Consider the following 25576-nt stretch of genomic DNA (forward strand, 5'->3'; position numbering starts at 1 on the left):
AGATGATGTTAGAAGTTAAAAATGTTTCTTACAAAATAGGCAATAGATACATCATCGATAATATCAATTTGAAAATAGAAAAGGGAGATACAATTGCTATTATAGGACCTTCTGGAAGCGGTAAAAGTACATTGTTACGGTTGCTTAATAATTTGATTAGTCCAACGCAGGGTGACATATATTTTAATGGTAAAGTTTATGAACAAATTAAACCTGAATCATTACGTATGGACATTAGTTATTTATTACAAGAAAGTGATCTGTTTGATTTTACAATTGGCGATAATATGGCATTTCCTGCTGTAGTTCGAGAGGACAAATTTGATCGTAAAAGAGCTAAGAAGTTATTAAAAGCTGTTGGTTTAGGTCACTATAATTTTAATACAAGTGTAGAGCATCTATCAGGTGGAGAAAGACAACGTATTACAATTGCTAGACAATTAATGTATAAACCTCAAATACTATTATTAGATGAAGCAACAAGTGCATTGGATACGCAAAATAATGAGAAAGTAGAAGACCTCATTTTCAAGCTTGCTGATGAAGGTGTTGCAATTTTATGGATTACACATAGTACGAATCAGAGTATTAGACATTTTCAAAAAAGAATTCGAATTGTTGATGGCAAAATAGACAAACAGGAGGATTTATAATGAGTACAACAGCTTTAGTGTTAACAGGGTTACTCCTAATCTTTCCCATGATTGTCTCTTATAAAGAAAAATTACATATTATTAAAGATCTACTCGTGGCAACAACACGAGCTGTCGTTCAACTTGTTATTTTAGGGTATCTTTTGCACTTTATATTTGATGTTAACCAAAAATGGTTACTCTTATTATTTGTATTTATTATTATTATTAATGCTTCCTGGAATACAATCAGTAGAGCATCACCAGTGATGCATCATGTGTTTTGGATATCTTTTGCAGCAATATTTATTGGTGTTGCATTACCATTAGCAGGCGTCATCATAACAGGTGCTATTCAATTCAAGCCTAATGAAGTCATTCCGATTGCAGGTATGCTAGGGAGTAATGGACTAATTGCTATTAATTTGGCTTATCAGAATTTAGATAGAGAATTTGTTAAAGAGATGAGTAGGATTGAAGCTAAATTAGCGCTAGGTGCTACGCCGAAACTTTCTTCAAAAACGACAATACGAGAAAGTGTAAAGACAGCGATCGTCCCAACAATAGATTCTGTTAAAACATATGGTATTGTATCTATACCTGGTATGATGACAGGGTTAATTATTGGTGGTGTTGACCCATTAGAAGCTGTGAAATTTCAATTGATGGTTGTATTTATTCATACAACAGCAACAATCATGTCAGCACTAATTGCTACATACTTAAGCTATAAACAATTTTTTAACCATCGAAATCAACTGATAGGACGTCACTTGCATGTTGAACAACGCTAAATTTTATAGAAGAAACTCAGTCAGGGAGCATCTAAAATAGGATGTTCCCTTTATTCATTGTTGTTTTTAACTTTATGAGCTAATTAATGAATGTTGCGGTACTTTGTGAATTGTTAAATGTTATTAATACGTTAGAGGTGGCACCAAGTAAATATATTCAAACCTGTTGACGAATGGTTTATAATATAGTGGTTATGTAAAAATTGCAACGAAATAAAAGAAAGGAGTGAAACGTATGTCAGCTATGCGAATTGCAACATTTATTTTGAGCATATTTATTGTAGGTATGGTTGAAATGATGGTTGCTGGGATTATGAATTTAATGAGTAATGATTTAGGTGTTTCTGAAGCAATTATTGGTCAGTTAGTAACTTTATATGCAATTACCTTTGCTATTGCAGGACCGATTTTGGTTAAAGTCACAAATCGTTTTTCACCAAGACCAGTTTTATTATGGGCATTAGTAATGTTTATGTTAGGGAACGTAATTATTGCAGTTGCCCCTGATTTTACTATTTTAGTATTTGGACGCATTTTATCTTCAGCAGCTGCAGCTTTAATTGTAGTGAAGATACTAGCATTAACAGCTTTATTAACGGCACCTCAACATCGTGGGAAAATGATAGGTATCGTTTATTCAGGTTTTAGTGGTGCTAACGTATTCGGTGTGCCTATTGGAACAATTATTGGTGATTTAGTTGGTTGGAGATTTACGTTTCTATTTATAGTAGCTGTAAGTATACTTGTTGGTATTCTTATGTACTTTTATGTACCTGATCCAGAGTTTAAAGCATCTACAACAAGTACAAGTAGTCAAAAACGTGGCAGTAGTTATTCTAAAATCTTAAGACCTGCAGAAATTACAAAATATTTAGGTATTACATTCCTATTATTAGTAGCGAATTCCGTTACATTTATCTACATTAATCCGTTAATGTTGTCCAGTGGTCATGATCTATCATTTGTTTCTATAGCATTATTAATCAATGGTATTGCAGGTGTAATAGGAACTTCGATGGGTGGAGTACTATCAGATAAATTAACAAGTAAGCGCTGGTTAACGATTGCAACTTCAATATTTATTCTTATGATGTTAGTATTGAATGTTTTCTTACCAGGTACTGGCTTGCTATTAATGGTTATCTTTATCTGGAACATTATGCAATGGAGTACAAATCCGGCAGTTCAGAGTGGTATCATTGAACACGTTGACGGGGATACAAGTCAAGTGATGAGTTGGAATATGTCGAGCTTAAATGCCGGTATTGGCATCGGTGGTATCATAGGTGGTTTAGTTGTTTCGAAAATAGATGTTTTAGCTGTAACTTACTTTAGTGCTGCCATTGCCCTAGTGGCACTTATATTGGTTATAAGTTTAAAAAAAGCAGCGAAATATAATAAAGCGTAAGTAAATTTAATTCAGAGTATCAAAAATAGTTGATTGACTCACAAAAATTAGTGATAAATAAGCTTTTGTTATATGTAAATTAATATTTGATTTTAAGCAGAAAACAGAGTTTTGGGAAGTCAAACAGTAATGAGGACGGACACATGTCGATTGGAAAATTGATGTCATGTGCCCGTCCTCATTTTTATTATATTATAAATCATTAGAAAAGTTGATTTGTTCTTCGGGGATTTGCTTAGAATTTAGTTGTATTTCACTAATGTTTAAATGCGCTTTTTTATTTGAGAAATGAGCAATAAATGCTGAGATAATAATATATATAAAGGTGCCTATGATATAACCTGATTTTAAATCTGAAATTAGCAAATAAGATTGGCATAGCAAGACTATAATTGCACTTATAGCAATTGTCACTAGGATAGGATACGGCACTTTAAATGGGGATTGTTTATATGCTTCAGGATATTTTTTTGGCAATTGTGTCACAGCTAAGGCTGGAAATGCAAATACAATTAGAGAAATGCCTGTACCAAGTTGTGCAACAACATCTAAAGACATACCTGTAATAATAGGCAATGCACCAATAATGTAAAAGATAAGTAATAGCCAATGAGGTGTACCAAACCTTTTGTTTACGCTACCTAAATATTTAGGTAAATAACCATCGTGAATTGCCACTAATAAACTTTTTGTTACCCAAGTAAAAGTCGAATTAAGTGTAGTTGCTAAAGCAAACATCGCGCCACCAACCATAAAGAAGATAAATACCGGGGTTGGTAATACTTCTTTTGCGACACTCGTTAAAGGTCTACCTGCTACTTCTGGAATAGGTAATACACCTACTGCAATTGAGGCAATAAATGCGTATAATAATCCGACAAATATAGTAGCAACAATAATAACAATGGGAATGTCCCTTTTAGGGTTTTTCATTTCTCCACCAAGTTCAGCAACTACTTGAGCACCACCAGTCGCAAAAGAAACAAGGCCTACAGCAGTAAAGAAGCCGGTGAAACCATCTGGGAGCATAGATTTCGTATTAAATACACCAAAGTTAACATGTGGAACACCAAATATGATAAAGCAAGACAAAGCCACTATTAAAGTGACTACCATAATATTTCCAATAATAGAGGCAGATTTAATACCAATGATATTTACGATAAATAAAATAGTTAATAATGAGAAGGCGACAGTCCTAACCGGTACTCCAGGGAAAAGACCTTCTAAATATTGTGCGAATGATAATGCATATAATGACAACGTGATCTGTAAAAAGATAAATAATAATAACCAAAAAATGCCTGTCTTTGGAGACAATAAACGACTAGTGTATTGATACATTCCGCCAGTAGTAGGTAATGTCGAACCTAATATTGCGATAGGGAGCATCGTCAGTAAGGTGATGATGGCAGATAAAATAAATGCAGGTGTTATGCCACTACCAGTCATCTGTATACCAATTCCAGTAAGTGACATGACCCCAGCACCTATGATTTGCCCGATAGCTATACCCAAGACGTCAGTTAAACCTAGTACTTTTTTTAAATTTGTTGCTTGTTGCATTAAAATCACCTCATATTCTATGTAATAGTCTAAATAATAAAAAAATCATACCATAACAACTATTCAATTCATAGTATATCAATCGGAAAACTTAGTATAAATGTTAAAAAGATTAAATCTAGATAAAATTAATCATTTCATAGTAGAATAAATATAAATAAATTAATTATAAAGAGGTGTAATTTTTATGGCTAATGAACAAGATGATCATATTAAAGTAAATGCATTTATTGATAGATTAAAACAATGGCAAGATGAATTTAAAATAATGCGTGAAATTATTCGAGAAACTGAATTAGTAGAAGATTATAAATGGATGCACCCTTGTTACACGTTAGAGAATAAAAATGTAGTGATTATTCAAGATTTTAAACATTATTGTGCTTTACTTTTTGAAAAAGGGTCTATCATGGAAGACCCATATCAATCACTTATTCAACAAACGAAAAATGTTCAAGCTGCAAGACAGTTGCGCTTTGAATGCCTAGAAGAAGTTGAAAACCGAAGAGATGAAATTAAATGGTATGTTGAAGAAGCAATAAGAATTGAAAAATCAGGCAAGCAAGTGCCAATGAAAAAAACAGCAGACTATGAAATGCCAGAAGAACTACAAATAAAATTAAATGACAGCCCTCAACTTGAAGAAGCATTTTATAATTTAACACCCGGTAGACAGAGACAGTACATGTTTCATATCGGACAAGCTAAAAGAGCGACAACACGTGAAAAACGTGTTGAAAAATATGTGGATCATATTTTAGAAGGTAAGGGTATAGATGATAAATAATATAGACTTGAAGTTGATATTAAAATTACAGAATAAGTCTAGAAAAATAGCCACGTAATTTAAGTAAGCTGAAAAAAGTGTAGAATGATTTTTAAGAGTTATTCATATTTAATATAAATAAAATAAAACGTGTATTTAGTTCATATCGCTTGTTTAATGGTCATTATTTTAATTAATAATAAAAAGATACAGTTGCAACTTTAACAATTATCGTTTATAGTTTGCTCGAATATAAAAAGTGTTATGAGATATCAACTCGTAACGTACTTTTAGAGAGAAGGTGTATTAATGCCAAGAGTTTCTAAACGGATACAATTACTAGAAGCAGCTGCATCTATCGTTAATGAACAAGGCAGTGAATATTTAACTTTGGATGCTGTTGCTAAGAAAGCAGGCGTAAGTAAAGGTGGCTTGTTGTATCATTTCAAAAACAAATTTGCATTAATTCAAGGACTTGTCGATCATGCAGACGAAATATATCGAATTAACGTTGATAAACATGTGCAAGGTGATGACCAACAACAAGGTAAATGGATACGCGCATTTATAGATGCTACACGCGAATACAGTTCGGAAAATGCATCTATCACTTCAGGAATGTTAGCTGCACAAGGTATAAATAGTAATTTATTATTACCTTTACAAGACACATATAAAGAATGGCAATTCAATATTGAGAATGATGGATTAGACAAAGTTGATGCGACAATTATTCGAATGGCGGTCGATGGGCTATGGCTGTCTGAAATATTTGGTTTAGATGCCATAGATGATTCGATGCGAGCTGAAGTTTTAGAAAGACTAACAACTTATACTAAAAATGAAAAAATCGATTAAAAAGGGTCGATAAAAATAGAAATTATAAAAAAATAATTAAATGAAAATTTCATGTAAAGCACTGATAATATAGGGATAGTCAATGATTAAAAATTGATTAGTCCCTTTTTTATATTTTATAAGGTTGAAACTAAACCGTCTGGTTGGTACACTAATCGATGTATTAAAAAACTCTGTTGGAGGTTTATATTAATGAAGAAAGTTATGCTAACAGCAGCTATAACAGGTGCTGGAGATACTACAAAAAAAAATAAAAATGTTCCTGTAACACCACAAGAGATTGCTGATTCAGCGATAAAATGTGCAAAAGCAGGAGCGACTGTGGCACATATACATGCTAGGGACCCAGAAACAGGTGGCATTAGTCATAACGTTGAATTTTTTAAAGAAGCTGTGAGATTAATTAGAGAAGCAGACGAAGATATTGTTATAAATATTACTTCTGGTGGAGGAGGAGACTTCATCCCGAATCTGGAAGATCCATATACTGGCGCAAAAGGAACAGACATGCAAACACCAAAAGAAAGACACGAACCTGTAGGCGCATTATTACCAGAAATGTGTACCCTAGACTGTGGTAGTGTCAATATGGGTGACACGCTTTATTTAAGCCCAGCAAGTTGGTTAAGAGAACAAGCACAACTTGTTAAAGATGCTGGTGTGAAACCTGAGTTAGAGTGTTTTGACAGTGGTCATATATCATTTGCTAAGCAACTTATAAATGAAGGTTTAATCGAAGGAGAGCCAATGTTCCAATTCTGTCTTGGCATTCCTTGGGGAGCAGAAAATGACGCTGAAACAATAGAATACTTTAAGACGCGTATACCTGAAAATGCACACTGGTCAGCATTTGGCATTGGCAGAATGCAATTTCCAACAGTAGAAGAAGCGGCTAAACGTGGAGGCAATGTACGTGTGGGATTAGAAGATAATTTATATTTGGCAAAAGGTGTCAAAGCCACGAATGAACAACTCGTTGAAAAGGCTGTAGAAATATTACAAGGTTTAGATATAGAACCAATGACGCCAGCTGAAGCGCGTGAAAAATATCAACTTAGAGATCCACAAGGAGGGGCAAAATGAAGTTCGCAGTCGTAGGTACAGGCGTTATTGGTAGTGGATGGATTACAAGAATGTTAGCACATGGCCATGAAGTAATCGCTACTGATCCAAGTGAAGGCGCATATGAAAGAATGTTGAAACAAGTAAAACAAAATTGGCCATATGCCGAAGAACTTGGCTTAGCAGAAGGTGCTTCATTAGAAAATCTTACATTTACACCTTATTTAGAAGAAGCCGTTAAAGAAGCAGATCATATACAAGAAAATGTGCCTGAAATTGAATCATTAAAAGAGCAAGTACTGACTGAAATAGACTTTTATGCACGACCTGATGCAACAATAGGTTCAAGCACTTCAGGTATTAAACCTTCAGAGTTACAGCGAAACTTACAACATCCAGAGCGTTTAGTTGTAGCTCATCCATTCCATCCGGTATATATTTTACCACTTGTAGAAATTGTTCCAGGACAATTAACTGCGGAAGCAACGACAGTAAAAGCTGAACAAGCTTATGAAGGTATCGGCATGGACGTACTGCATGTAAGACATGAAATAGAAGGTCATATTGCTGATAGATTAATGGAAGCACTTTGGAGAGAAGCATTGCATATTGTAAATGATGGCATAGCTACTACAGAAGAAGTAGATAAAGCATTCACACATGCAGCAGGATTGCGTTACGCACAATACGGACCGTTCATGACTTTCCATTTGGCAGGTGGAGAAGGTGGCATGCGCCACATGTTAAAACAATTTGGCCCAGCTTTGAAAAAACCATGGACTAAATTAGTAGCACCAGAATTAACGAAAGATTTATATGAAGAAGTCGTTAATGGATGTGAAGCATCATCACAAGGCCAAACAATGTCAGAGCTTGATCAGAAACGCAACGAATTCTTAATCAAAGTAAAAAAATTAGCAGAAGAATATTGGCCAGAAGATACACCATCAATGAAAAAAGCCACAAGCCCTTCGGAGTATTAATATGATACATTCACAGTTTGAATATACGACTAAAGTGAAAGATATTTGGGTAGACCACAATGGTCATATGAATGATGCTGAATATAATCGTGTTTTTAGTGATGCGACAGATGCTTGGCTTGCCTATCTAGGACTAGATAAAGAGACGATAGCACAAAGCCAATACACAGTGTTTACTTTAGAAAATCATGTGATGTATTTAAAAGAAATTAAAGTAGATGAGTTAATCTCGGTTAATGTTGAGCTATATGATTATGATGCGAAACGTTTACATGTGTTTATGACGTTAACAGATGCAAATCAATCTCGTTGTGCAACTTATGAAGTAATGCTCATGGGAATGAATACAGCTATAGATAAGCCCGAAGTATTTCCAGAAATGATAAAAAAAGCGATTGAAGATTATGCTACTATAAATACGATTAAAAATAAGCCTCAAGAGCTTGGTCATCTTATTGGCATTAAGCATAAATAGTATAATTGAAATCAATTTGAAACGATTGATTAACTATGTTTATTGAATGTTTAAAGAAACAAAATTCATAAGTATAAATTGTTTATTTTTATTAATTAAGGTATCTTATTGTATAGGGTAACAAAATCAAATTTTAATTTATTGTATAATTGATTTGTTTTTTAACAACCAAAACGAATAAATTAGGGCTATTTGTAGCTATGTTGTTACTTATTTTAGAATTTGTATAACATCCACAGATAGTCCTAAATTTATTATGAAATATTTTTAATTTAAAAATATGTACATAGAAAGGAATTGAACCATGTTAAGTATTAAAAACTTATCAAAAGTCTACGGCGGTGGGAAGAAAGCTGTAGATAATATATCATTAGATGTTGAATCTGGTGAATTTATTGCGTTTATAGGAACAAGTGGTAGTGGTAAAACTACTGCTTTAAGAATGATTAACAGAATGATAGAAGCTACTGAGGGACAAATAACAATTAATGGCAAAGATGTCCGCAAAATGAATCCAGTAGAATTACGTAGAAAAATTGGTTATGTAATTCAACAAATAGGACTCATGCCTCATATGACAATCAGAGAAAATATCGTTTTAGTACCGAAATTATTAAAATGGTCTCAAGAAAAGAAAGAACGTAAAGCGAAAGAATTAATTAAACTCGTAGATTTACCAGAAGAGTTTTTAGATAGGTATCCATCTCAATTATCTGGGGGACAGCAACAACGTATTGGGGTAGTGCGTGCATTAGCTGCTGAACAAGATGTCATCTTAATGGATGAACCATTTGGTGCATTAGACCCGATTACGAGAGATACATTACAAGATTTAGTGAAAGAATTACAACAAAAATTAGGTAAAACATTTGTTTTTGTTACGCATGATATGGATGAAGCGATTAAGCTAGCAGACAAAATTTGTATTATGTCTGAAGGACAAGTTATACAATTTGATACACCAGATAATATTTTACGTCATCCTGCAAACGATTTCGTACGTGATTTTATTGGTCAAAATAGATTAATTCAAGATCGTCCAAATATGCGTACAGTTAAAGATGCAATGATTAAACCAGTAACTGTACACGCAGATCGTTCACTGAACGAAGTAGTTAAAGTCATGAGAGAACGTCGTGTAGATACTATTTTTGTGGTAGGTAATAACAATAGATTACTAGGTTACTTAGATATTGAAGACATTAACCAAGGCTTACGTGCAAACAAAGAGCTTATCGATACGATGCAACGTGATATTTATAGAGTAAGAATAGACAGTAAATTGCAAGATTCAGTACGTACAATTTTAAAACGAAATGTAAGAAACGTTCCGGTAGTGGATAAAGATGGTGAAACATTAATTGGATTAGTTACGAGAGCAAACCTAGTGGATATTGTTTATGACAGTATTTGGGGCGAAATAGACGAAGATGACAATGCGGATCAAAATGCAATAGTAGAGCCCGAAAATGTAGGAGCTGATAAATAATGAAAGTTTTCATAGAGCAATATGGTGGGCAACTGATATCAAAAACAGCTGAACACTTTTATATCTCAATGATCGCATTGTTAATCGCTATCGTAGTGGCTGTTCCATTAGGCATTATCTTATCCAAAATGAAAAGAACTTCAAATATCGTACTCACAATTGCTGGTGTGCTTCAAACAATACCAACACTTGCGGTATTAGCTATCATGATACCAATATTTGGCGTGGGGAAATTACCTGCAATTGTAGCATTATTTATCTATGTACTTTTACCAATATTAAATAATACTGTGTTAGGCGTCAAAAACATCGACAATAATATTAAAGAAGCTGGCACAAGTATGGGAATGACCAAGTTACAACTTATGAAAGATATTGAATTACCGTTAGCTTTACCACTTATATTAGGTGGTATTCGATTATCATCTGTATATGTAATCAGTTGGGCGACGCTAGCAAGTTATGTTGGTGCAGGCGGCTTAGGTGACTTTGTATTTAACGGTTTAAATTTATATGATCCATTGATGATTGTAAGTGCAGCTATACTTGTAACAATTTTAGCTTTAGTTGTAGATGTATTACTTTCAATAGTCGAAAAATGGGCTGTTCCAAAAGGCTTAAAAGTATCCAGATAATAAAAGGAGGACATTATGAAGAAGTTTAAACAGTATAGTATCGTGCTTGTACTGTGTCTGACGGTGTTATCTGGATGTAGTTTACCTGGTTTAAGTGGTAGCAGCTCAGATAATGAAGTTAAAATTACAGCACTTGCAACGAGTGAATCACAAATTATGTCTCATATGTTGAGGCTTTTAATAGAACATGACACAGATGGTCAGATTAAACCATCATTAATTAACAATTTAGGTTCAAGTACCATTCAACATAATGCTTTAGTGAATGGTGATGCAAATATGTCAGGGGCAAGATATAATGGCACAGATTTAACAGGCGCTTTAAAAGAAGATCCAATAAAAGATCCTGAAAAAGCGATGGAAGCGACTCAAGATGGGTTCCAAAAGAAATTTGATCAAACATTCTTTGATTCATATGGTTTTGCGAACACATACGCATTTATGGTTACTAAAGAAACAGCTGAGAAATATAATTTAGAAACTGTTTCAGATTTAGAAAAATATAGTGATGAGTTAAGACTTGGCGTGGACAGTTCGTGGTTACATCGTGAAGGTGACGGTTATCCAGGATTTACGAAAGAATATGGATTTGACTTTGATACAGTACGTCCAATGCAAATCGGACTTGTATATGATGCTTTAAATTCAGGAAATCTAGAAGTAGCAGTTGGTTATTCAACGGATGGACGTATTGAGGGGTACGATTTAAAAGTACTTGAAGACGATAGACGCTTTTTCCCACCATACGATTCGAGTGCAGTAGCAACGAATAGTTTATTAGAAAAACATCCAAAATTAAAACCAATTATTAATAAGTTGGAGGGCAAAATATCAACAGAAGAAATGCAAAAGCTTAATTATCAAGCAGATGGTGAAGGTCAAGAACCAGCTGTTGTAGCTGAAAAATTCTTGAAAGCACACAACTATTTTGAAGACGATAAGAAAGGTGGTCAAAACTAATGGAAGGTAATTTATTACAGCAATTAGTCGAATATTATTCAGTCAACTTTGGCTACCTATGGGATTTATTCATTAAGCATTTATTAATGTCAGTATATGGCGTTTTATTTGCAGCAATCGTAGGTATTCCATTGGGGATTATCATTGCTAGATATAAAAAATTATCATGGACGATTATTACAATTGCCAATATTATACAGACTGTACCAGTTATTGCGATGTTAGCAATTTTAATGTTAGTGATGGGCTTAGGTCCAAATACAGTTGTTTTAACAGTGTTCTTATACGCATTATTACCTATAATTAAAAATACTTTTACAGGTATTATTGGCGTTGATGCAAACATTAAAGATGCTGGTAAAGGTATGGGTATGACAAGAAACCAAGTGTTACGTTTAATTGAGTTACCGTTGTCTTTATCTGTAATTTTAGGTGGTTTAAGAATCGCACTTGTTGTAGCAATTGGTGTTGTAGCAGTTGGGTCATTTATTGGAGCACCAACTTTAGGTGACATTATTATTCGTGGTACAAACGCAACAGATGGCACAACGTTTATTCTTGCAGGTGCAATTCCAATTGCATTAATCGCAATTCTAATTGACGTTGGATTGAGATTTTTAGAAAAACGTTTAGATCCTTCTAACAAAACACAGAAAAAAGCAAAGCATAAGCCACAAAGTGTTAATTAATAAAGGATAGTGATTAAAGTTGGCAATTTTATCAATTAATTATAATTCTAAAACAATAGGTATGCATCATCATTTTATGGTGATTTTACCGGAAGATGAAAGTTACTTTAATAAAGCAGCACAACCGAAACCATTGAAAACTTTATTATTACTACATGGTCTTTCAAGTGATGAAACTTCTTATATGCGTTACACAAGTATTGAACGTTATGCTAATACGCATCAATTAGCTGTCATTATGCCAAACGCGGACCATAGTGGATATAGTAACATGGTTTATGGCCATAACTATTTTGATTATGTATTAGAAGTGTTAGATTATGCGCATCAAATTTTACCATTATCTGATAAAAGAGAAGATAATTTTATTGCTGGGCATTCTATGGGTGGCTATGGCACTATTAAATATGCTTTATCACAAGGACATCGTTTTGCTAAAGCTTGTCCGTTATCAGCAGTATTTAATGGTCAACACCTTATGGATTTTGATTGGTATGATTTCTCAGGTGAAGCTATAGCAGGAACAAGTAAAAGGGTTAAAGGTACTGACTTAGATCCATATCATTTAGTCGATCAAGCAGTAGACCAAAATAAAGCTATTCCGGAGTTACTCATCATGTGTGGCACAGAAGATGAATTGCACGAAGATAATCAACAATTTATCAAGTATTTAGATGAAAAAGCAGTTCCATATCAATTTGAGGATGGACCTGGCGAACATGATTATGCTTATTGGGATCAAAGTATTAAACGTGCAATCGAATGGTTTGTTAACGCATAGTAACAGAAAAACAGCGAACAACTGTATTTACACAGTTGTTCGCTGTTTTAGTATGTCGACAAAGTCTGAGACTTTGTCTAATTTTGTGTGCACGCTTTTCGCGGGTACAGCTCATCCTGTAGTTTCCAGCTAATGCTTTATTAACTAGTCAGAAGTCGCCCCAATAACTGCTATTACTTAAAAATAAAAATATCAACAAGTAATTTCCTATTATATAAAAGTTATTACTTTTTTAAATTGAGCTATTAAACTGAAGCATTGCTGCTTTTGAATTCTTCTTGTAGTTTACCTAAATGTCTTAATGTTGGCGTTAGCGCTGCAAAGAAAAAGCCTTCTTTTAATTTACGTGCTTGAGGTGCACGAGGTGAATATGCTCTAGAACCCCCGTTAACCATAGATGCTTGATTGACTTCAAGTAGTAAATAACCGGCTTCTTTTTTCAAATCAATCAAGTCACCAAATTGATTGTGTAAATCATGTGTATCTAATAAATTGTAAAATTGATTTTTTATATTATTATAACGTGCTTCAAAATCTTGAACATCATATTCTAAATATTTGTTAATGCCATTTTGTGCATTAGAGAATTTATGAATTAAATCAAGTGATGAACGTACTGAACCTAATGCAATCGGTATTTGTAACGCTACAAATTGTGGACGTATCTTAGATGCGAATGTTTTTGCGTCGTGTGTAATAATATGTGCTTCAGGTATGTGCACATCATTCATTTCAATTGAAAATGTTGCTGAACCATTTACACCTAAGAAGGTAGACATTTCATTTATATTAACGCCTTCTTGATTGGCTTGAACGATAAACATTACAAGTTCATCTGATGTTTCAGATTTAGAAATAGCACCAAAATAATGCTCTGAAGCAATGTTACTAATCGCAGGTAATCTACCATTCACAATGAATTGCTCATCCTTATAGTGATGTGACAAGTTGAAAGATTCTAAATCATTAAATGATTTCATCGGATTTGATAATCCTGTAGCACCTAAAATTTTACCTGATAGTAATTGCTGTTGTAACTCTTTATTTAAATGCGGTTGTTCTGCATTTTGTAAATAGGTAGAAAATGCCAGTTGGCACCATAAACAGAAGCCCGTTGTCAGACAAGATTTTGATACTTCTTCGATGACTTCTGAATTTGCTTTGACATCATTTTCTTTAAAATAACCTTCTTCAAATAAAGTTTGAATGAAGGTTTTAGGATAATGTGAACCGTCATCAATTTCTACTAAATAGGGATCTAATTCGTTTTCAATGTGTGTTTTTAAACTCATAAATATACTCTCCTTTATTCACCAAAACGTGTTAATATCATTTTCTCTAAATAACTAATGAGGCGATCAATTAAAAATCCGAATACCCCAATAAAGAATATGGCAGATAAAACATCTTCTAAATTCAACATATTCCGTGAATCAACAATTAAGAATCCAAGTCCAGATTGTGCACCAATCATTTCTCCAGAAACTAAGAATATCCAACTTGTTCCAACTGCCATATGTATACCGCCCATAATATGTTTAAATGCACCAGGGAAGAGGATGTTTCGGTATAATGACCAACCCTTTAAATTTAAATTAGACGCAATCTTCAAGTATTGTGGTTCCACATTTCGAATCCCTTTGATTGTATTAAAAACAATTGGGAAAAATGCTGCAATAAATATAATTGCCATCGCCGGTAAACTTCCTATACCAAACCATAAAACGACGAACGGCGACCATGCAATAGGGGAGACTGGTCTAATTAATTGAAATAGCGGTTCTATTGCATCAAATAATGCATTACTGCGTCCTAATAAAAAGCCAACAGGAACCCCTACGATAACTGCAAATCCAAATCCTACAATAAAGCGAAATAAACTAATACCTAAGTGTGAGAATATTTCCCCGGTAATAATGAACTGCCAAATACTTTCTGCTACTAGTAAGGGTCCCGGTAAAAGAATGGGCTGGTAATCTCCAATCCATATTACGCATTGCCATATAAATAGGAAAATGATGAAAGTAATGATTGGTAATGTCCATTTTTTGACTAAATTAGCTGTCATTTCATTTATCCCTCCTTATATAGCGTAGGATCAACAAAATCTTTATAAGCAGGTGCTTTAAAAAGATTATGATCATTTACTAAATCTGTAATTTTACTGTAACCATCTTTTTTAATTGTTAAATCGCCATATGATGTCCATTCTGCTGATTGTTCTAGAACTTTTCTATCTTGCTTAAAGTTTTTTGCCATGACATCAACACTTTTTTCTTTGTTGTTCATTTTATAACCAGCTTGTTTATAATCTGACATGAATGCTTTGGCAACTGTATGATGTTGATCAATAAGATCACTTCTGAGTACGAGTGCACAACAATAAGCATCTGGAACGATATCACTACCATGCTTTATAGTATCGCCTTTACCTAATTTTTCTCCCAGTGCCCCGAATGGTTCCGCGACAGAATAACCCGAGATTCGCTTTTCGCTTAACGCTGCAGGCATTTCTGCTGGAGCCATTTCATGATAACTAAAAGTGTTAGATTTTAAGTTCATTTGCTTTCGCATTTCTTCTAGTAATAAATAATGTGTTGAATAACGATGTGGGATAGCAAAACTGTATTCTCCGTGATTGTGAAAATCAGAAGCTTCTTTACCTTTTTGTCCCATAATCACATTGCCCTCGTGATGACCTAAGGCGACTGCTTTAATATCTGAGCCTTTTTGTTTTGATTTCATTGCAAGTTCAATCAGTGTAGATGCACCATCGATTTTACCGCTGTTCAATGCATCCATAAGGTCTGGCCAATTATTAAAACGTATGAGTTCAAGTTTGTAACCAGATTTTTTAGACTTTTGTTGAATTTCTTCTGTCATCATCAAATTTGCTGAATGTGTTACTGGAAGATAGCCTATTTTTATAGTTTGTTTTTTATTGTCACTATTTTGACTATCTTGATTTTTATTTGGGCTACAACCAGAAAGAATAAGTAGGAGTATTAAAGTAAAAGCAATATATTTTTTCAATTTTTAACACTCCTTATAAATAATATTCTGGCTCTGCCATATGATGATTTAACGCAAATTTTTCCATAATATCATTTCTAACTTTTAGTAAATGACTATCATTGCGGTTACGAGGATGAGATTGTTTTATATTATATTGATTGATAATTTCACACCCCTCACCGAGTAGCACGATATTATCTGAAAGATAAATCGCTTCATCAATATCATGCGTAACTAAAATGATTGTTGCTTTTGTGCGCTCTTTTAAACGTACAAGCTGATCTTGTAATTTATAACGTGTAAAAGCATCTAAAGCGCCTAAAGGTTCATCCATGAGAATGACATTTGGTTGGTGTACTTGTGCTCTACAAAGCGCAACACGTTGTTTCATACCACCGGATAATTCTTCTGGGAATAATTTTCCTTTATGATTTAAATCTACGGTTTTTAACTGTTTATTAATGTATTCATTGCTTATGTATTGAGACAAACCAATACGTATGTTGTCGTTAATATTTTTCCAAGGAAGTAAGTTGTGGTGTTGAAATATCATTAAACAATCAGGTGATGGTGTTTGTTTAATTTTTCCATCAATATTTACTGTCCCTGAAGTTGGTGTTAAAAAACCACCAATAATATTTAATAACGTCGATTTACCACAACCACTTTTACCTATAAAAGTTACGATGTTACTTTTTTCTATATTTAATTCAAAATCATTAATGACTTGGTTATCGCCAAATTGATGTTGAACGTGGTCAATGTGAATCATTACAACACCTCGATTAATCTTATCGTTTTAGTATGGTTTATCCTTACACTAAAGGGCTATGCATACACATAGCCCGTGAAGTGATTGGTTTTAATTTTTTATTTTGAAAAAAGTGCATAAGAACTACTAATCTCAATTTCATTGAGAAAGTAGTTCTTTATATTTTCTCGATATCATCGATAGGTGTATCTACAGCTTTACGTGCACGGCGAACAGCATCTTCGTCTGGTGCATCGTATAAACAGATACATTTTGACATATCTTCACAAACGTAAGTACGTTGGAATTGTACTTCAGGCACTTCTTCATAATGTACTGAGTTTTTCTTTTTACGTGCTAAATATTGATCCATAGAAACGCCTTCTGGAATATTCCAAGTTACTAGGTAATCTACATGTGCATCACCTTTTTTAACGTCTTCTAATTCTTTACCAACTAAACGTACTTCTTTAACAAGATTTATATTAATTGAAGCATCTTCTAAAAATTGTTTCGCTTCAGTATCATCATTAGCTTCAACGATAAAGTATCCGTGTGTAAGGTCTTCTGTCGCCTGTACTTCGATAAGCGTTGGTACTTCAGCAGTTGTTAAATCAGCTGCTTTCTTTTCTAATTCGCTTTTTGTTGAGGCAAAAGCTAAGTCATTTGCTTCTAGTAAATATAATGTCATAAATATTAACCTCCAAGATTGATAATACATGAATAATACAACAATCCTTATCAGATTACAAGGATATAATGACATGTAATTTTAATTTTCTGAAAACTGTTAATTAATTTATAGAATATTATAGTTAGGAACATTCAATTGTAACTAAGTGTCGATTGAGAAACTATTAAATACGTTAAAATATCGTTTTTATAATTAAATCTATTGCTATTGAATTTCAATACATATTATACTTGAGAAAACGCTTACAAACGGAGGGGATAAAGTGACGAAATTGCTATGGCAATCATACGAAAATCGATTGAATTTATTAAAGAGATTAGTGAATCATCCAACAGTGACGAATTCTGAAGGGGAACTAACATTTCCAAACTTCGTAAAGCAGCTATTGTTACAACTTACATACTTTCAAGAACATAAAAAGCATATTCAATTGACACAAACTGAAGATGATAAGGAAGCTGTTGTTGCCTTTTATCAAGCAAATACTTCGGCAAAAACAATTGTGTTAATTAGTCATTATGACACTGTTGGTGTAGAAGATTATGGTAATTTTCATTGCAATGCGTTTAATCCAGATGAATTAAAATCATTATTTTCCCCAAATCATCATTATTTAAATGCAGAAGCAATTGAAGACTTAAACAATGACACCTATTTATTTGGCCGAGGCACAATGGATATGAAAGCAGGGCTCATGTTGCATCTTTCATTAATTGAATTGGCTAGTGTTGAAGCATGGGACATTAATTTAATTTTAGTTACAGTGCCAGATGAAGAAGTCAACTCTTCGGGGATGCGCAAAGCAGTAGAAGCAATTGCCCAGCTAAAGCAACAATATCATTTAGATATACAACTTCATTTAAATAGTGAACCTACTTTTCAACAAGCTGGTGCTGATGAAAAGCATTATATATATTCAGGGTCAATTGGAAAAATTATGCCTGGTGTATTATGTTATGGCAAAGAAACGCATGTAGGTAATCCATTAGATGGTTTGAGTTCTAACTTTATGATGAGTTATATTACTCAAGAGATTGAATACAACAATGCATTTAGAGAAGTTTTTGAAAATGATGCAACGCCCGTTCCAGTATCTCTGCATATGAGAGATTATAAATTGGCGTACGATGTCCAAACACCATTCAGAACAATAGGATTGTTTAATGTTTTTCTTTTTAAAAATAAACCAGCTGATGTGTTTAGACAGTTTATCGATTCAGTAATACACGCTACAGAACGTTGTGAAAGTGATTGGCTCTCTATATTAGAAGAGCAAGAGAAAGAATTTGATACGAAAATTAATGTGCTCACATATGAGCAATTAAAGCGATATGCCATTAAACAACATGGAGAGGCATATATAACTATGCAAATCGATAAGGCGATCCAAGAGACAGACGAGTTACATTTACAAAGTGTCAACGTTGCTGATACGTTAATGCAAACTTGTAAAGATATTGCACCAGCAGTAGTGACATTTTTTGCAACACCATATTATCCTGCTGTTAATTCGTCTTACGATAAGCGTATTGAGTCAACGGTTGAATTAGTGCGTCGAACGTTACGCGATCAATTTCAACGTCAAAGTGAACGTGTTCACTATTTTAATGGTATTAGTGATAGTAGTTATTTGAACTTTGATGGAGATATGGAACAAATTGCTGCCTATGAAAAAAATACGCCTAATTTTAATAAAACATATCAACTACCATTTGAAGTTATTCAAGCTATTAGCGCACCGATATTATTATGTGGACCGATAGGTAAAGACGCACATAAAGTCAGTGAACGTTTGCATAAAAAAAGTGCATTTGAAGAATTACCTGTTGTTTTAGAACAAATTATTAATTCTTATATTGAGTCAGCAAAAGAGCAAGAATAACTTGTAATCTTTTCTTAAATAAATTTTTATAATCTAATGCTTGTTAGTGTATAGGTTAGTGCGATATATTAGTGAATATATTCATTGCACAGGTAATTCCATAAGAAGAAAATGGAGTGGTAACAATATGATAGAGGCGTATAAAAGTTTTTGGAAGAGATATGCTGACTTTAAAGGGAAATCAGATAGACTAGAGTTCTGGACACCAGTATTGGTTCATATCATTGGCATCTTTATCGTAGCGTTAATCGGCGCAATTAGCTTTATAACAGGCGCTTTTATTGTCGCAGCGATTTTATCTGCACTTATTGGTATATTTGCTTTAGCAATCATGGTACCTATGGTTTCAGTGACGTTAAGAAGATTTTATGATGCAGGTAGAAAAAGGGTTACTGCACTCATTTTAATTATTTTATCGATTCTTGTTAATATCTTGTTTGATATTATACAAATCAATAGCGTTGCAATATTCTTAAATGTTGTATCAATAATTTGTACGATTATATTGATTGTTGAGACGCTATTACCTTCACGTGAAGTTCCTGAGTCAGAATTGAAATGGTTATAAAAATAAATCTCATGAGTAAGTTAAACTAAATAACAGTTATTCTTGAAGTTAAACTTTTACTAGTTAGCTTTGTGGGAGCGGGAGTATGAAATCAAAATTTGATTTCATACTCCCGCTCTTTTTTGTGGATTTTCATAAAAGCGAGTTATCAACATAATTTTTCTGAAAATTCATTGTATTTAGGAATAATAAATTTATACTATAGTAAAAAGGAGGGATTTTATGGAATGGTTAAAATTAATAGGAATTTTGATTATCATATTAGGATTTGTCTTTAAAGTTGATACTATTGCAGTAATTTTAATTGCCGCAGTAGTTACTGGAATTGTATCAGGATTAGATATTTATGAAATTCTAGATACATTGGGCAAGGCGTTTGTAGATAATAGGTTGGTGACGTTGTTCATTTTAACTTTACCGATGGTTGGATTAATAGAGAGGTTTGGATTGAAAAAACAAGCTTCTAATTTAATAGGAAAGGTGAAGCGTGTAACGAGTGGACGATTGATGACAATTTATTTAGTTATTAGAGAGCTAGCAGGTGTGGCGTCGATTCGTATAGGAGGACATCCACAATTTGTTAGGCCACTGATTAATCCGATGGTACAAGGTGCATTAAAAACACGTTATAACTTAAAAGATGAAGAAGTCGATGCAACAGATATTGAGAAGATAAAAGCACAAGCTTCTGCAATGGAAAATTATGGTAATTTCTTTGGACAAAATTTATTTGTTGGCGCAGCAGGTGTATTACTAATGGTTGGAACGTTTCAGTCATTAGGCATTAAAGTAGATGCAGTCGATCTTGTTCTCGCATCATTACCAATTGCAATTATCGTTTTCATTATTGTGTGGATTAATAACATAAGGTTTGATAAGTATTTAGAGAAAAAGTATGGCACGAAGCAGGTGAACAAAAATGAGTGAAAATACATTAAATAATATTTTAGAGCTCTTTTACATATTAATAGGTTTACAATTACTTTATACAGCATATCGTGTATTAAAAGCTTCGTCACATCAGAAGAAGTATGGTACAGCCCTATTTTGGATTTTGCTAGCAACAACTTTTATCATAGGTCCTTATATACCAAATGTAATAAACGGTATATTTATTTTAGTAATGGGTGGATTAACATTATTTAAGCAAGTAATAATCAAAAATATCATTGATGTTGATGAAACAACAGGAGATAAAGGTGCAAAAAAATATGGTAATAAATTATTTATTCCAGCTATTATACTAGCTGTGGCTGCAATTGCAGTATCAAATTGGACGCCCTTAGGCGGCGCAATTGGTTTAGGTGTATCCTCTGTTTTAGGGTTGTTAGCAGCTTATGTTGTAATTAAACCTAATAGCAAATATGTGCTCTATGATAGTGATAGATTAACACAACAGATTGGCACTGTAGGTATATTACCTCAGTTTTTAGCAGCTTTAGGTGTGCTATTTACTGTTAGTGGTGTTGGAGATGTTATTTCTAAAGGGCTATCTTCATTTTTATCGGAAGGCAATCATTTATTAGGAGCGACAGCATATGTATTAGGCATGGTATTATTTACGATGCTAATGGGCAACGCTTTTGCAGCATTTACGGTTATCACGGCAAGTATTGGTATTCCATTTGTTATAGCTCAAGGTGGAGACCCTGTTATAGCTGGTGCTTTAGCAATGACAGGTGGATTTTGTGGAACGTTGTTAACACCTATGGCAGCAAACTTTAATACATTGCCAGTAGCATTATTAGAAATGAAAGATGAATTTGGCGTTATTAAAGCACAAGCACCTATCGCGTTTATATTAATTTTTGTACACATTGGTTTAATGTATTTTTGGGCTTTTTAAATCATAATTATTGAGCGTTAGTGAATTAAAAATAAAGGAGGCTATTAAATGATGAATATATTAATTACGGGTTTCGATCCTTTTGGTGGAGAAGCAATTAATCCTGCTTTAGAAGCTGTAAAACTTTTGCCAGATGAAATTGATGGTCATAAGATAGATAAATTAGAAATACCAACTGTATTTCATAAAAGTAAAGAGGTCGTAGAAGAACAATTAAATCAAAAAGAATATGATATTGTTTTAGCGATTGGACAAGCAGGTGGTAGGTTTGAATTAACACCGGAACGTGTCGGAATCAATATAGATGATGCACGTATTCCAGATAATGAAGGCAATCAACCAATTGATGAAGTCATACAAACAACAGGAGCAGCTGCTTACTTTTCTAATCTACCGGTTAAACGTATAACTGAGGGAATAAAATCACAAGGTGTACCTGCACGTTTATCTAATACAGCTGGCACATTTGTATGCAATCATATTTTATATCAACTTGGTTACTTAGAGGCGACACAGTTTCCAAATATTAAATTTGGTTTTATCCATGTTCCATTCATACCTGAACAAGTTGCAGATAAGGTAGAAAAGCCATCGATGTCTCTAGAGACAATCGCTAAAGGTTTGAAAGTAGCGCTTGAAGTGGTCATTGAATCAGATAAAGATATCAAAGTAGCGTTAGGAGAAACACACTAACACTTACATTATAATAAACAAAGCGTACGTCTACATTATGTAGGAGGTACGCTTTGTTTATTATGATTTAATTATTGGTCGTGTTCAGTTCTTGTGAAGTTCATTCTTATTTCATTATATGTTTTACCGAGATAGGTAGGTTTTTTTTCAGGCGTTCGTTTAAAGCCTACCTGTTCATAGAAATTGATAGCATTGTCATTTTCTTCTACAACCCATAGCATTACATTATCTGGATAAGATAACTCTAATGCACGCTGTGTTAGCGCAAAGCCAATCATATGACGTTGATATTCTTCTAATAGATATAATGCGAAGATTTCGCTCCAATCATCTGAAGACGTTGATGTTTGTGTCTTGCCATAGGAAATAAAACCTACAACTTCGTTATTAACAATAGCAACTAATGTTGGTACATCATGTAAGGAGGACTGCTTGATAAACTTTTCCTTATCAAGTTTTTCTAAGTAATCATTCTTAGCTATGTCATCGTAAGTTTCCAGCCAACTTTCATAATGAACTATCGCTTTACCGTGCTTATCTTCTTCGGACAAGGCTCTAATTGTAAACTCCATAGAATGTCCTCCTTTATATACTAAATTGATATTATTATAGCATCATTTATTTTTAAAAAGAAATATTTACACTTTCAATAGTAATGTAGAATAAATATATTACGTGATGACGTTGTGTTAATGGTTTATATTTTATTAATTAAAACAATTCAAAATTATGCGGATTACTTAATGAACTATAAGAGAGTATGTAATAATGATACTGTTATGAAGTAGAGGAATGTGATAAATATGAAAATAGGTATGATTTCAGATTTGCATGTAGATAGACATAAGACACTGAAACCTGAAGATTATCAACAAGTATTAATTAAAGTTATAAATCAGCGAGGTATAGAAATGTTGCTAATTGCAGGAGATATCTCCAATAATTATAACTTAACACAGCAATTTATTGAGCGGCTTGAAAGCACAACACAAATAAAAGTATTATTTATTCCGGGAAATCACGATTTTTGGTCTACAGATACAGGTGCCACATCAGCTGAGATTTTAGATTTTTATATGGCGATGGAATCGTGCTTAATTGGAAAACCTTATGACATAAATGATGAATGGGCCATTGTTGGGAACACAGGATGGTATGATTATACGTATGCGGATCCTAAATTTTCAATTGAAAGAATTGCTCGTAGAAAGTATTACGGTGCAACATGGCAAGATAAAGTTAAAATTGATTGGCCTATGGAAGATAGAAAACTATCTCGCATTGCAGCCAAACAAACGGCAAAGGATATTGAAAAAGTTAAACACAAAAAAGTGATACTTATGACACATATCGTAACGCATCCGAAATTTGCAGTGCCAATGCCACATCGTATATTTGATTATTTTAATGCGTTTATAGGAACGTCAGATTTTGATACTCTATATCAACAATACGATATTCGCTATAGCATTATGGGGCATGTTCATTTTAGAAATGCATTTGAAGAACGCGGTATCACATACATTTGTCCATGTTTAGGTTATCAAAGAGAATGGCGTTCAGCTGATATAGAACAGGAAATCAATCATGCATTATATAGTATTTCAATTTTTTAGTAACCTTATAGGGGCGAGAATATGAAAGCAAATTAAATTTCTATCTCGTCCTATCTATTTTTATTTTGTCAACATTATGATGGTTGAATATAAAAACTCATGCGACCAGGTGCGTTATAACTATGTTCTAATTTAGCTTTTTTGATTTTAATAATTTGAAATTGATTGGGTATGATTGCAGGAACAAGTATTATTTTACCTAAATGTGACCATAGTGGATCAATATAATAATAATGATGTTCGTCATAACCGATGAGTACAGTGACATGAATATTGGACACTAACTGAGTGGGATGGTTATCTAATTTAAATGTACGTTTCTCAGGACGCTGACCTAGCACAGTGTGATAAATTACCACTGGTTGGCCTTGATCAATAATGCTACATAGGTCATTTAAAGATTGTCCAGTACTGTCATTGATATGTGCATCATATTGTTTTAAATGAGGAACTAAAGCAGTCGGGAATATTGTTTGGTGATGCCCTCGTTTAATCCATAGATGATTGCCCACATAGCCTTTATAAGGGTTATTTGCATGTCTAGGCCAATGTTTCATAATTTGTGTAGCTGGAATAGCGTGTTCATTAAATTGTAGTATCATGGCAGCGGATACGCCTTCACATCCCATAACCATTGGAATAGGAAAAAGCTGACTAATTGGTTTTACAGATAAAATTTTTCGACTCATGCTATGGCTCCTTGCTTGATTTGCAAAAATGGAATTGTTTTGAAATTTATTTTATTATATAACCATTATTTGAAGATGCATATTAAGATGCCTGAATATCCATATAATAGTTCACGATAGAAATCGTATATGTATTTTGGTTATAATAACAAAAAGGGGTGGATGTGTATGGAATACAGATTAGAGACGCTACCACGGACTTCAGTCTTAGGTGTGAAAAAGGAGTATGGGACTGGTCAAAAAGCGCAAGAAGATATATTTAATTTCTGGATGGATTTTGATGATAAAGGGAAGAAACAGGAATTAATGCCACTAGGTAATAATCAATTGCAAGGGCTATTGGCTGTTTATAAGCCTCATGCTAATGGTGAAGTCCATTGTCTCATTGGTGTTACCAATGATACAGATGAAGCGCAATGGCAGAGAACAGAATTATCTGAGGGTAGATACATTGTCTTTGATGCTAAAGGGCCAGTACCTGAGTCTATTAAAAAGGGTATGGAAAAGATAAATAGACATATTTTACCTACATTAGATTATGAATTTCGCGATGCGCCATTTTTTGAGTTGTATAAAGAGGGACCAATTAGATCAGAAGAATATATTACAGAAATATGGCTTCCTATCGTTTAGATAAATCATAGTAACAAAAAATAAAAGGGAGCCTCCAAAAATTTGGAAGCTCCCTTTTATAATAGGACTGGTGTCGCACTTGTTTTATATA

The 25576-nt window shown here is 33.5% G+C and carries 28 protein-coding genes; 20 read left to right on the forward strand and 8 right to left on the reverse strand.

Annotated features, from left to right (window positions below):
• Positions 1-2: 2 nt before the first annotated feature.
• The 3 genes from MHB47_RS02605 (at position 3) to MHB47_RS02615 (ending at position 2834) form a co-directional block, all read left to right on the forward strand.
• Complete coding sequence (locus tag MHB47_RS02605; protein ID WP_340754949.1) at positions 3-653, forward strand: ABC transporter ATP-binding protein; 651 nt, start codon at positions 3-5, stop codon at positions 651-653.
• Entirely contained in the window at positions 653-1426 is a 774-nt protein-coding gene (locus MHB47_RS02610) for an ABC transporter permease (protein ID WP_002506747.1), read from the forward strand. Before MHB47_RS02605 ends, MHB47_RS02610 begins: the two co-directional genes overlap by 1 nt.
• A gap of 235 nt (positions 1427-1661) precedes the next feature.
• Positions 1662-2834, forward strand: coding sequence for an MFS transporter (locus tag MHB47_RS02615; protein ID WP_340754951.1), 1173 nt, complete (start codon positions 1662-1664; stop codon positions 2832-2834).
• Between the two features lie 192 nt (positions 2835-3026).
• Here MHB47_RS02615 and MHB47_RS02620 read toward each other — a convergent pair whose 3' ends face one another.
• Positions 3027-4400 carry an APC family permease gene (locus MHB47_RS02620; protein ID WP_340754954.1) on the reverse strand — a complete coding sequence of 458 codons (1374 nt, stop codon included), beginning with the start codon at positions 4398-4400 and terminating at the stop codon, positions 3027-3029.
• Between the two features lie 187 nt (positions 4401-4587).
• Between MHB47_RS02620 and MHB47_RS02625 the strand changes: the two genes are divergently transcribed.
• The 10 genes from MHB47_RS02625 (at position 4588) to MHB47_RS02670 (ending at position 13098) form a co-directional block, all read left to right on the forward strand.
• The gene (locus MHB47_RS02625) at positions 4588-5187 is read left to right on the forward strand and encodes a YdeI/OmpD-associated family protein (RefSeq protein WP_340754956.1); all 600 of its coding nucleotides are present in this window, start codon (positions 4588-4590) and stop codon (positions 5185-5187) included.
• A 288-nt stretch (positions 5188-5475) separates the two neighbouring features.
• Positions 5476-6024: a TetR/AcrR family transcriptional regulator gene (locus MHB47_RS02630; RefSeq protein ID WP_046465936.1), complete on the forward strand. Its 549-nt coding sequence runs from the start codon at positions 5476-5478 to the stop codon at positions 6022-6024.
• A 192-nt stretch (positions 6025-6216) separates the two neighbouring features.
• Complete coding sequence (locus MHB47_RS02635) at positions 6217-7107, forward strand: BKACE family enzyme (protein WP_340754959.1); 891 nt, start codon at positions 6217-6219, stop codon at positions 7105-7107.
• Positions 7104-8069, forward strand: coding sequence for a 3-hydroxyacyl-CoA dehydrogenase NAD-binding domain-containing protein (locus MHB47_RS02640; protein WP_340754961.1), 966 nt, complete (start codon positions 7104-7106; stop codon positions 8067-8069). The genes MHB47_RS02635 and MHB47_RS02640 overlap by 4 nt, the downstream gene beginning before the upstream one ends.
• A 1-nt stretch (position 8070) precedes the next feature.
• Positions 8071-8544 (forward strand): thioesterase family protein, encoded by a 474-nt coding sequence (locus MHB47_RS02645; protein WP_340754963.1) that lies wholly within the window; start codon positions 8071-8073, stop codon positions 8542-8544.
• A gap of 304 nt (positions 8545-8848) precedes the next feature.
• On the forward strand, positions 8849-10033 hold the full coding sequence (locus MHB47_RS02650) for a betaine/proline/choline family ABC transporter ATP-binding protein (protein WP_340754965.1): 1185 nt from the start codon (positions 8849-8851) through the stop codon (positions 10031-10033).
• Positions 10033-10668 (forward strand): ABC transporter permease, encoded by a 636-nt coding sequence (locus MHB47_RS02655; protein ID WP_277582297.1) that lies wholly within the window; start codon positions 10033-10035, stop codon positions 10666-10668. The genes MHB47_RS02650 and MHB47_RS02655 overlap by 1 nt, the downstream gene beginning before the upstream one ends.
• Before the next feature lie 15 nt (positions 10669-10683).
• Positions 10684-11628 (forward strand): osmoprotectant ABC transporter substrate-binding protein, encoded by a 945-nt coding sequence (locus MHB47_RS02660; RefSeq protein ID WP_340754969.1) that lies wholly within the window; start codon positions 10684-10686, stop codon positions 11626-11628.
• Positions 11628-12317 (forward strand): ABC transporter permease, encoded by a 690-nt coding sequence (locus MHB47_RS02665; RefSeq protein ID WP_002506758.1) that lies wholly within the window; start codon positions 11628-11630, stop codon positions 12315-12317. Before MHB47_RS02660 ends, MHB47_RS02665 begins: the two co-directional genes overlap by 1 nt.
• A 19-nt stretch (positions 12318-12336) precedes the next feature.
• Positions 12337-13098: an alpha/beta hydrolase gene (locus MHB47_RS02670; RefSeq protein ID WP_002511509.1), complete on the forward strand. Its 762-nt coding sequence runs from the start codon at positions 12337-12339 to the stop codon at positions 13096-13098.
• Between the two features lie 245 nt (positions 13099-13343).
• Here MHB47_RS02670 and MHB47_RS02675 read toward each other — a convergent pair whose 3' ends face one another.
• From MHB47_RS02675 to MHB47_RS02695, 5 genes are all read right to left on the reverse strand, one after another.
• Positions 13344-14390 carry an acyl-CoA dehydrogenase family protein gene (locus tag MHB47_RS02675; RefSeq protein WP_340754971.1) on the reverse strand — a complete coding sequence of 349 codons (1047 nt, stop codon included), beginning with the start codon at positions 14388-14390 and terminating at the stop codon, positions 13344-13346.
• Positions 14391-14404: 14 nt separating this feature from the next.
• The gene (locus MHB47_RS02680; protein ID WP_021338540.1) at positions 14405-15166 is read right to left on the reverse strand and encodes an ABC transporter permease; all 762 of its coding nucleotides are present in this window, start codon (positions 15164-15166) and stop codon (positions 14405-14407) included.
• A gap of 5 nt (positions 15167-15171) precedes the next feature.
• Entirely contained in the window at positions 15172-16131 is a 960-nt protein-coding gene (locus MHB47_RS02685; RefSeq protein WP_107510564.1) for an ABC transporter substrate-binding protein, read from the reverse strand.
• 13 nt (positions 16132-16144) lie between these two features.
• On the reverse strand, positions 16145-16885 hold the full coding sequence (locus MHB47_RS02690) for an ABC transporter ATP-binding protein (protein WP_340754973.1): 741 nt from the start codon (positions 16883-16885) through the stop codon (positions 16145-16147).
• A 157-nt stretch (positions 16886-17042) separates the two neighbouring features.
• Entirely contained in the window at positions 17043-17555 is a 513-nt protein-coding gene (locus MHB47_RS02695; RefSeq protein ID WP_002506764.1) for a DUF4242 domain-containing protein, read from the reverse strand.
• Between the two features lie 265 nt (positions 17556-17820).
• On the opposite strand from MHB47_RS02695, the gene MHB47_RS02700 reads away from it, so the two are divergent.
• The 5 genes from MHB47_RS02700 (at position 17821) to pcp (ending at position 22547) form a co-directional block, all read left to right on the forward strand.
• Positions 17821-19440 (forward strand): M20/M25/M40 family metallo-hydrolase, encoded by a 1620-nt coding sequence (locus tag MHB47_RS02700; protein ID WP_340754975.1) that lies wholly within the window; start codon positions 17821-17823, stop codon positions 19438-19440.
• 127 nt (positions 19441-19567) lie between these two features.
• A complete protein-coding gene (locus MHB47_RS02705; RefSeq protein WP_340754977.1) occupies positions 19568-20008 on the forward strand; it encodes a DUF805 domain-containing protein in 441 nt (146 codons plus the stop codon).
• 222 nt (positions 20009-20230) lie between these two features.
• The gene (locus MHB47_RS02710) at positions 20231-20935 is read left to right on the forward strand and encodes a DUF969 domain-containing protein (RefSeq protein WP_103170243.1); all 705 of its coding nucleotides are present in this window, start codon (positions 20231-20233) and stop codon (positions 20933-20935) included.
• Entirely contained in the window at positions 20928-21854 is a 927-nt protein-coding gene (locus MHB47_RS02715) for a DUF979 domain-containing protein (RefSeq protein ID WP_340754981.1), read from the forward strand. Before MHB47_RS02710 ends, MHB47_RS02715 begins: the two co-directional genes overlap by 8 nt.
• A gap of 51 nt (positions 21855-21905) precedes the next feature.
• Positions 21906-22547, forward strand: a complete 642-nt coding sequence (gene pcp, locus MHB47_RS02720; RefSeq protein WP_340757269.1) for a pyroglutamyl-peptidase I — start codon at positions 21906-21908, stop codon at positions 22545-22547.
• Positions 22548-22618: 71 nt separating this feature from the next.
• Here pcp and MHB47_RS02725 read toward each other — a convergent pair whose 3' ends face one another.
• The gene (locus MHB47_RS02725) at positions 22619-23119 is read right to left on the reverse strand and encodes a GNAT family N-acetyltransferase (RefSeq protein WP_340754982.1); all 501 of its coding nucleotides are present in this window, start codon (positions 23117-23119) and stop codon (positions 22619-22621) included.
• 231 nt (positions 23120-23350) lie between these two features.
• Between MHB47_RS02725 and MHB47_RS02730 the strand changes: the two genes are divergently transcribed.
• Entirely contained in the window at positions 23351-24163 is an 813-nt protein-coding gene (locus tag MHB47_RS02730) for a metallophosphoesterase (RefSeq protein ID WP_031265850.1), read from the forward strand.
• 74 nt (positions 24164-24237) lie between these two features.
• Here MHB47_RS02730 and MHB47_RS02735 read toward each other — a convergent pair whose 3' ends face one another.
• Positions 24238-24852 carry a C39 family peptidase gene (locus MHB47_RS02735; protein ID WP_107514331.1) on the reverse strand — a complete coding sequence of 205 codons (615 nt, stop codon included), beginning with the start codon at positions 24850-24852 and terminating at the stop codon, positions 24238-24240.
• 168 nt (positions 24853-25020) lie between these two features.
• Between MHB47_RS02735 and MHB47_RS02740 the strand changes: the two genes are divergently transcribed.
• The gene (locus MHB47_RS02740; RefSeq protein WP_340754986.1) at positions 25021-25485 is read left to right on the forward strand and encodes a GyrI-like domain-containing protein; all 465 of its coding nucleotides are present in this window, start codon (positions 25021-25023) and stop codon (positions 25483-25485) included.
• The last annotated feature ends 91 nt before the right edge of the window (positions 25486-25576 follow it).

It is taken from the genome of Staphylococcus sp. FSL K6-3157 (assembly GCF_038005145.1).
GTDB classification, from domain to species: domain Bacteria; phylum Bacillota; class Bacilli; order Staphylococcales; family Staphylococcaceae; genus Staphylococcus; species Staphylococcus equorum.

Coding starts and splice junctions, on each gene's coding strand:
- MHB47_RS02605 (WP_340754949.1), top strand. CDS start 3: ATGATGTTAGAAGTTAAAAATGTTTCTTACAAAATAGGCAATAGATAC.
- MHB47_RS02610 (WP_002506747.1), top strand. CDS start 653: ATGAGTACAACAGCTTTAGTGTTAACAGGGTTACTCCTAATCTTTCCC.
- MHB47_RS02615 (WP_340754951.1), top strand. CDS start 1,662: ATGTCAGCTATGCGAATTGCAACATTTATTTTGAGCATATTTATTGTA.
- MHB47_RS02620 (WP_340754954.1), bottom strand. CDS start 4,400: ATGCAACAAGCAACAAATTTAAAAAAAGTACTAGGTTTAACTGACGTC.
- MHB47_RS02625 (WP_340754956.1), top strand. CDS start 4,588: ATGGCTAATGAACAAGATGATCATATTAAAGTAAATGCATTTATTGAT.
- MHB47_RS02630 (WP_046465936.1), top strand. CDS start 5,476: ATGCCAAGAGTTTCTAAACGGATACAATTACTAGAAGCAGCTGCATCT.
- MHB47_RS02635 (WP_340754959.1), top strand. CDS start 6,217: ATGAAGAAAGTTATGCTAACAGCAGCTATAACAGGTGCTGGAGATACT.
- MHB47_RS02640 (WP_340754961.1), top strand. CDS start 7,104: ATGAAGTTCGCAGTCGTAGGTACAGGCGTTATTGGTAGTGGATGGATT.
- MHB47_RS02645 (WP_340754963.1), top strand. CDS start 8,071: ATGATACATTCACAGTTTGAATATACGACTAAAGTGAAAGATATTTGG.
- MHB47_RS02650 (WP_340754965.1), top strand. CDS start 8,849: ATGTTAAGTATTAAAAACTTATCAAAAGTCTACGGCGGTGGGAAGAAA.
- MHB47_RS02655 (WP_277582297.1), top strand. CDS start 10,033: ATGAAAGTTTTCATAGAGCAATATGGTGGGCAACTGATATCAAAAACA.
- MHB47_RS02660 (WP_340754969.1), top strand. CDS start 10,684: ATGAAGAAGTTTAAACAGTATAGTATCGTGCTTGTACTGTGTCTGACG.
- MHB47_RS02665 (WP_002506758.1), top strand. CDS start 11,628: ATGGAAGGTAATTTATTACAGCAATTAGTCGAATATTATTCAGTCAAC.
- MHB47_RS02675 (WP_340754971.1), bottom strand. CDS start 14,390: ATGAGTTTAAAAACACACATTGAAAACGAATTAGATCCCTATTTAGTA.
- MHB47_RS02680 (WP_021338540.1), bottom strand. CDS start 15,166: ATGACAGCTAATTTAGTCAAAAAATGGACATTACCAATCATTACTTTC.
- MHB47_RS02690 (WP_340754973.1), bottom strand. CDS start 16,885: ATGATTCACATTGACCACGTTCAACATCAATTTGGCGATAACCAAGTC.
- MHB47_RS02695 (WP_002506764.1), bottom strand. CDS start 17,555: ATGACATTATATTTACTAGAAGCAAATGACTTAGCTTTTGCCTCAACA.
- MHB47_RS02705 (WP_340754977.1), top strand. CDS start 19,568: ATGATAGAGGCGTATAAAAGTTTTTGGAAGAGATATGCTGACTTTAAA.
- MHB47_RS02710 (WP_103170243.1), top strand. CDS start 20,231: ATGGAATGGTTAAAATTAATAGGAATTTTGATTATCATATTAGGATTT.
- MHB47_RS02715 (WP_340754981.1), top strand. CDS start 20,928: ATGAGTGAAAATACATTAAATAATATTTTAGAGCTCTTTTACATATTA.
- pcp (WP_340757269.1), top strand. CDS start 21,906: ATGAATATATTAATTACGGGTTTCGATCCTTTTGGTGGAGAAGCAATT.
- MHB47_RS02725 (WP_340754982.1), bottom strand. CDS start 23,119: ATGGAGTTTACAATTAGAGCCTTGTCCGAAGAAGATAAGCACGGTAAA.
- MHB47_RS02730 (WP_031265850.1), top strand. CDS start 23,351: ATGAAAATAGGTATGATTTCAGATTTGCATGTAGATAGACATAAGACA.
- MHB47_RS02735 (WP_107514331.1), bottom strand. CDS start 24,852: ATGAGTCGAAAAATTTTATCTGTAAAACCAATTAGTCAGCTTTTTCCT.
- MHB47_RS02740 (WP_340754986.1), top strand. CDS start 25,021: ATGGAATACAGATTAGAGACGCTACCACGGACTTCAGTCTTAGGTGTG.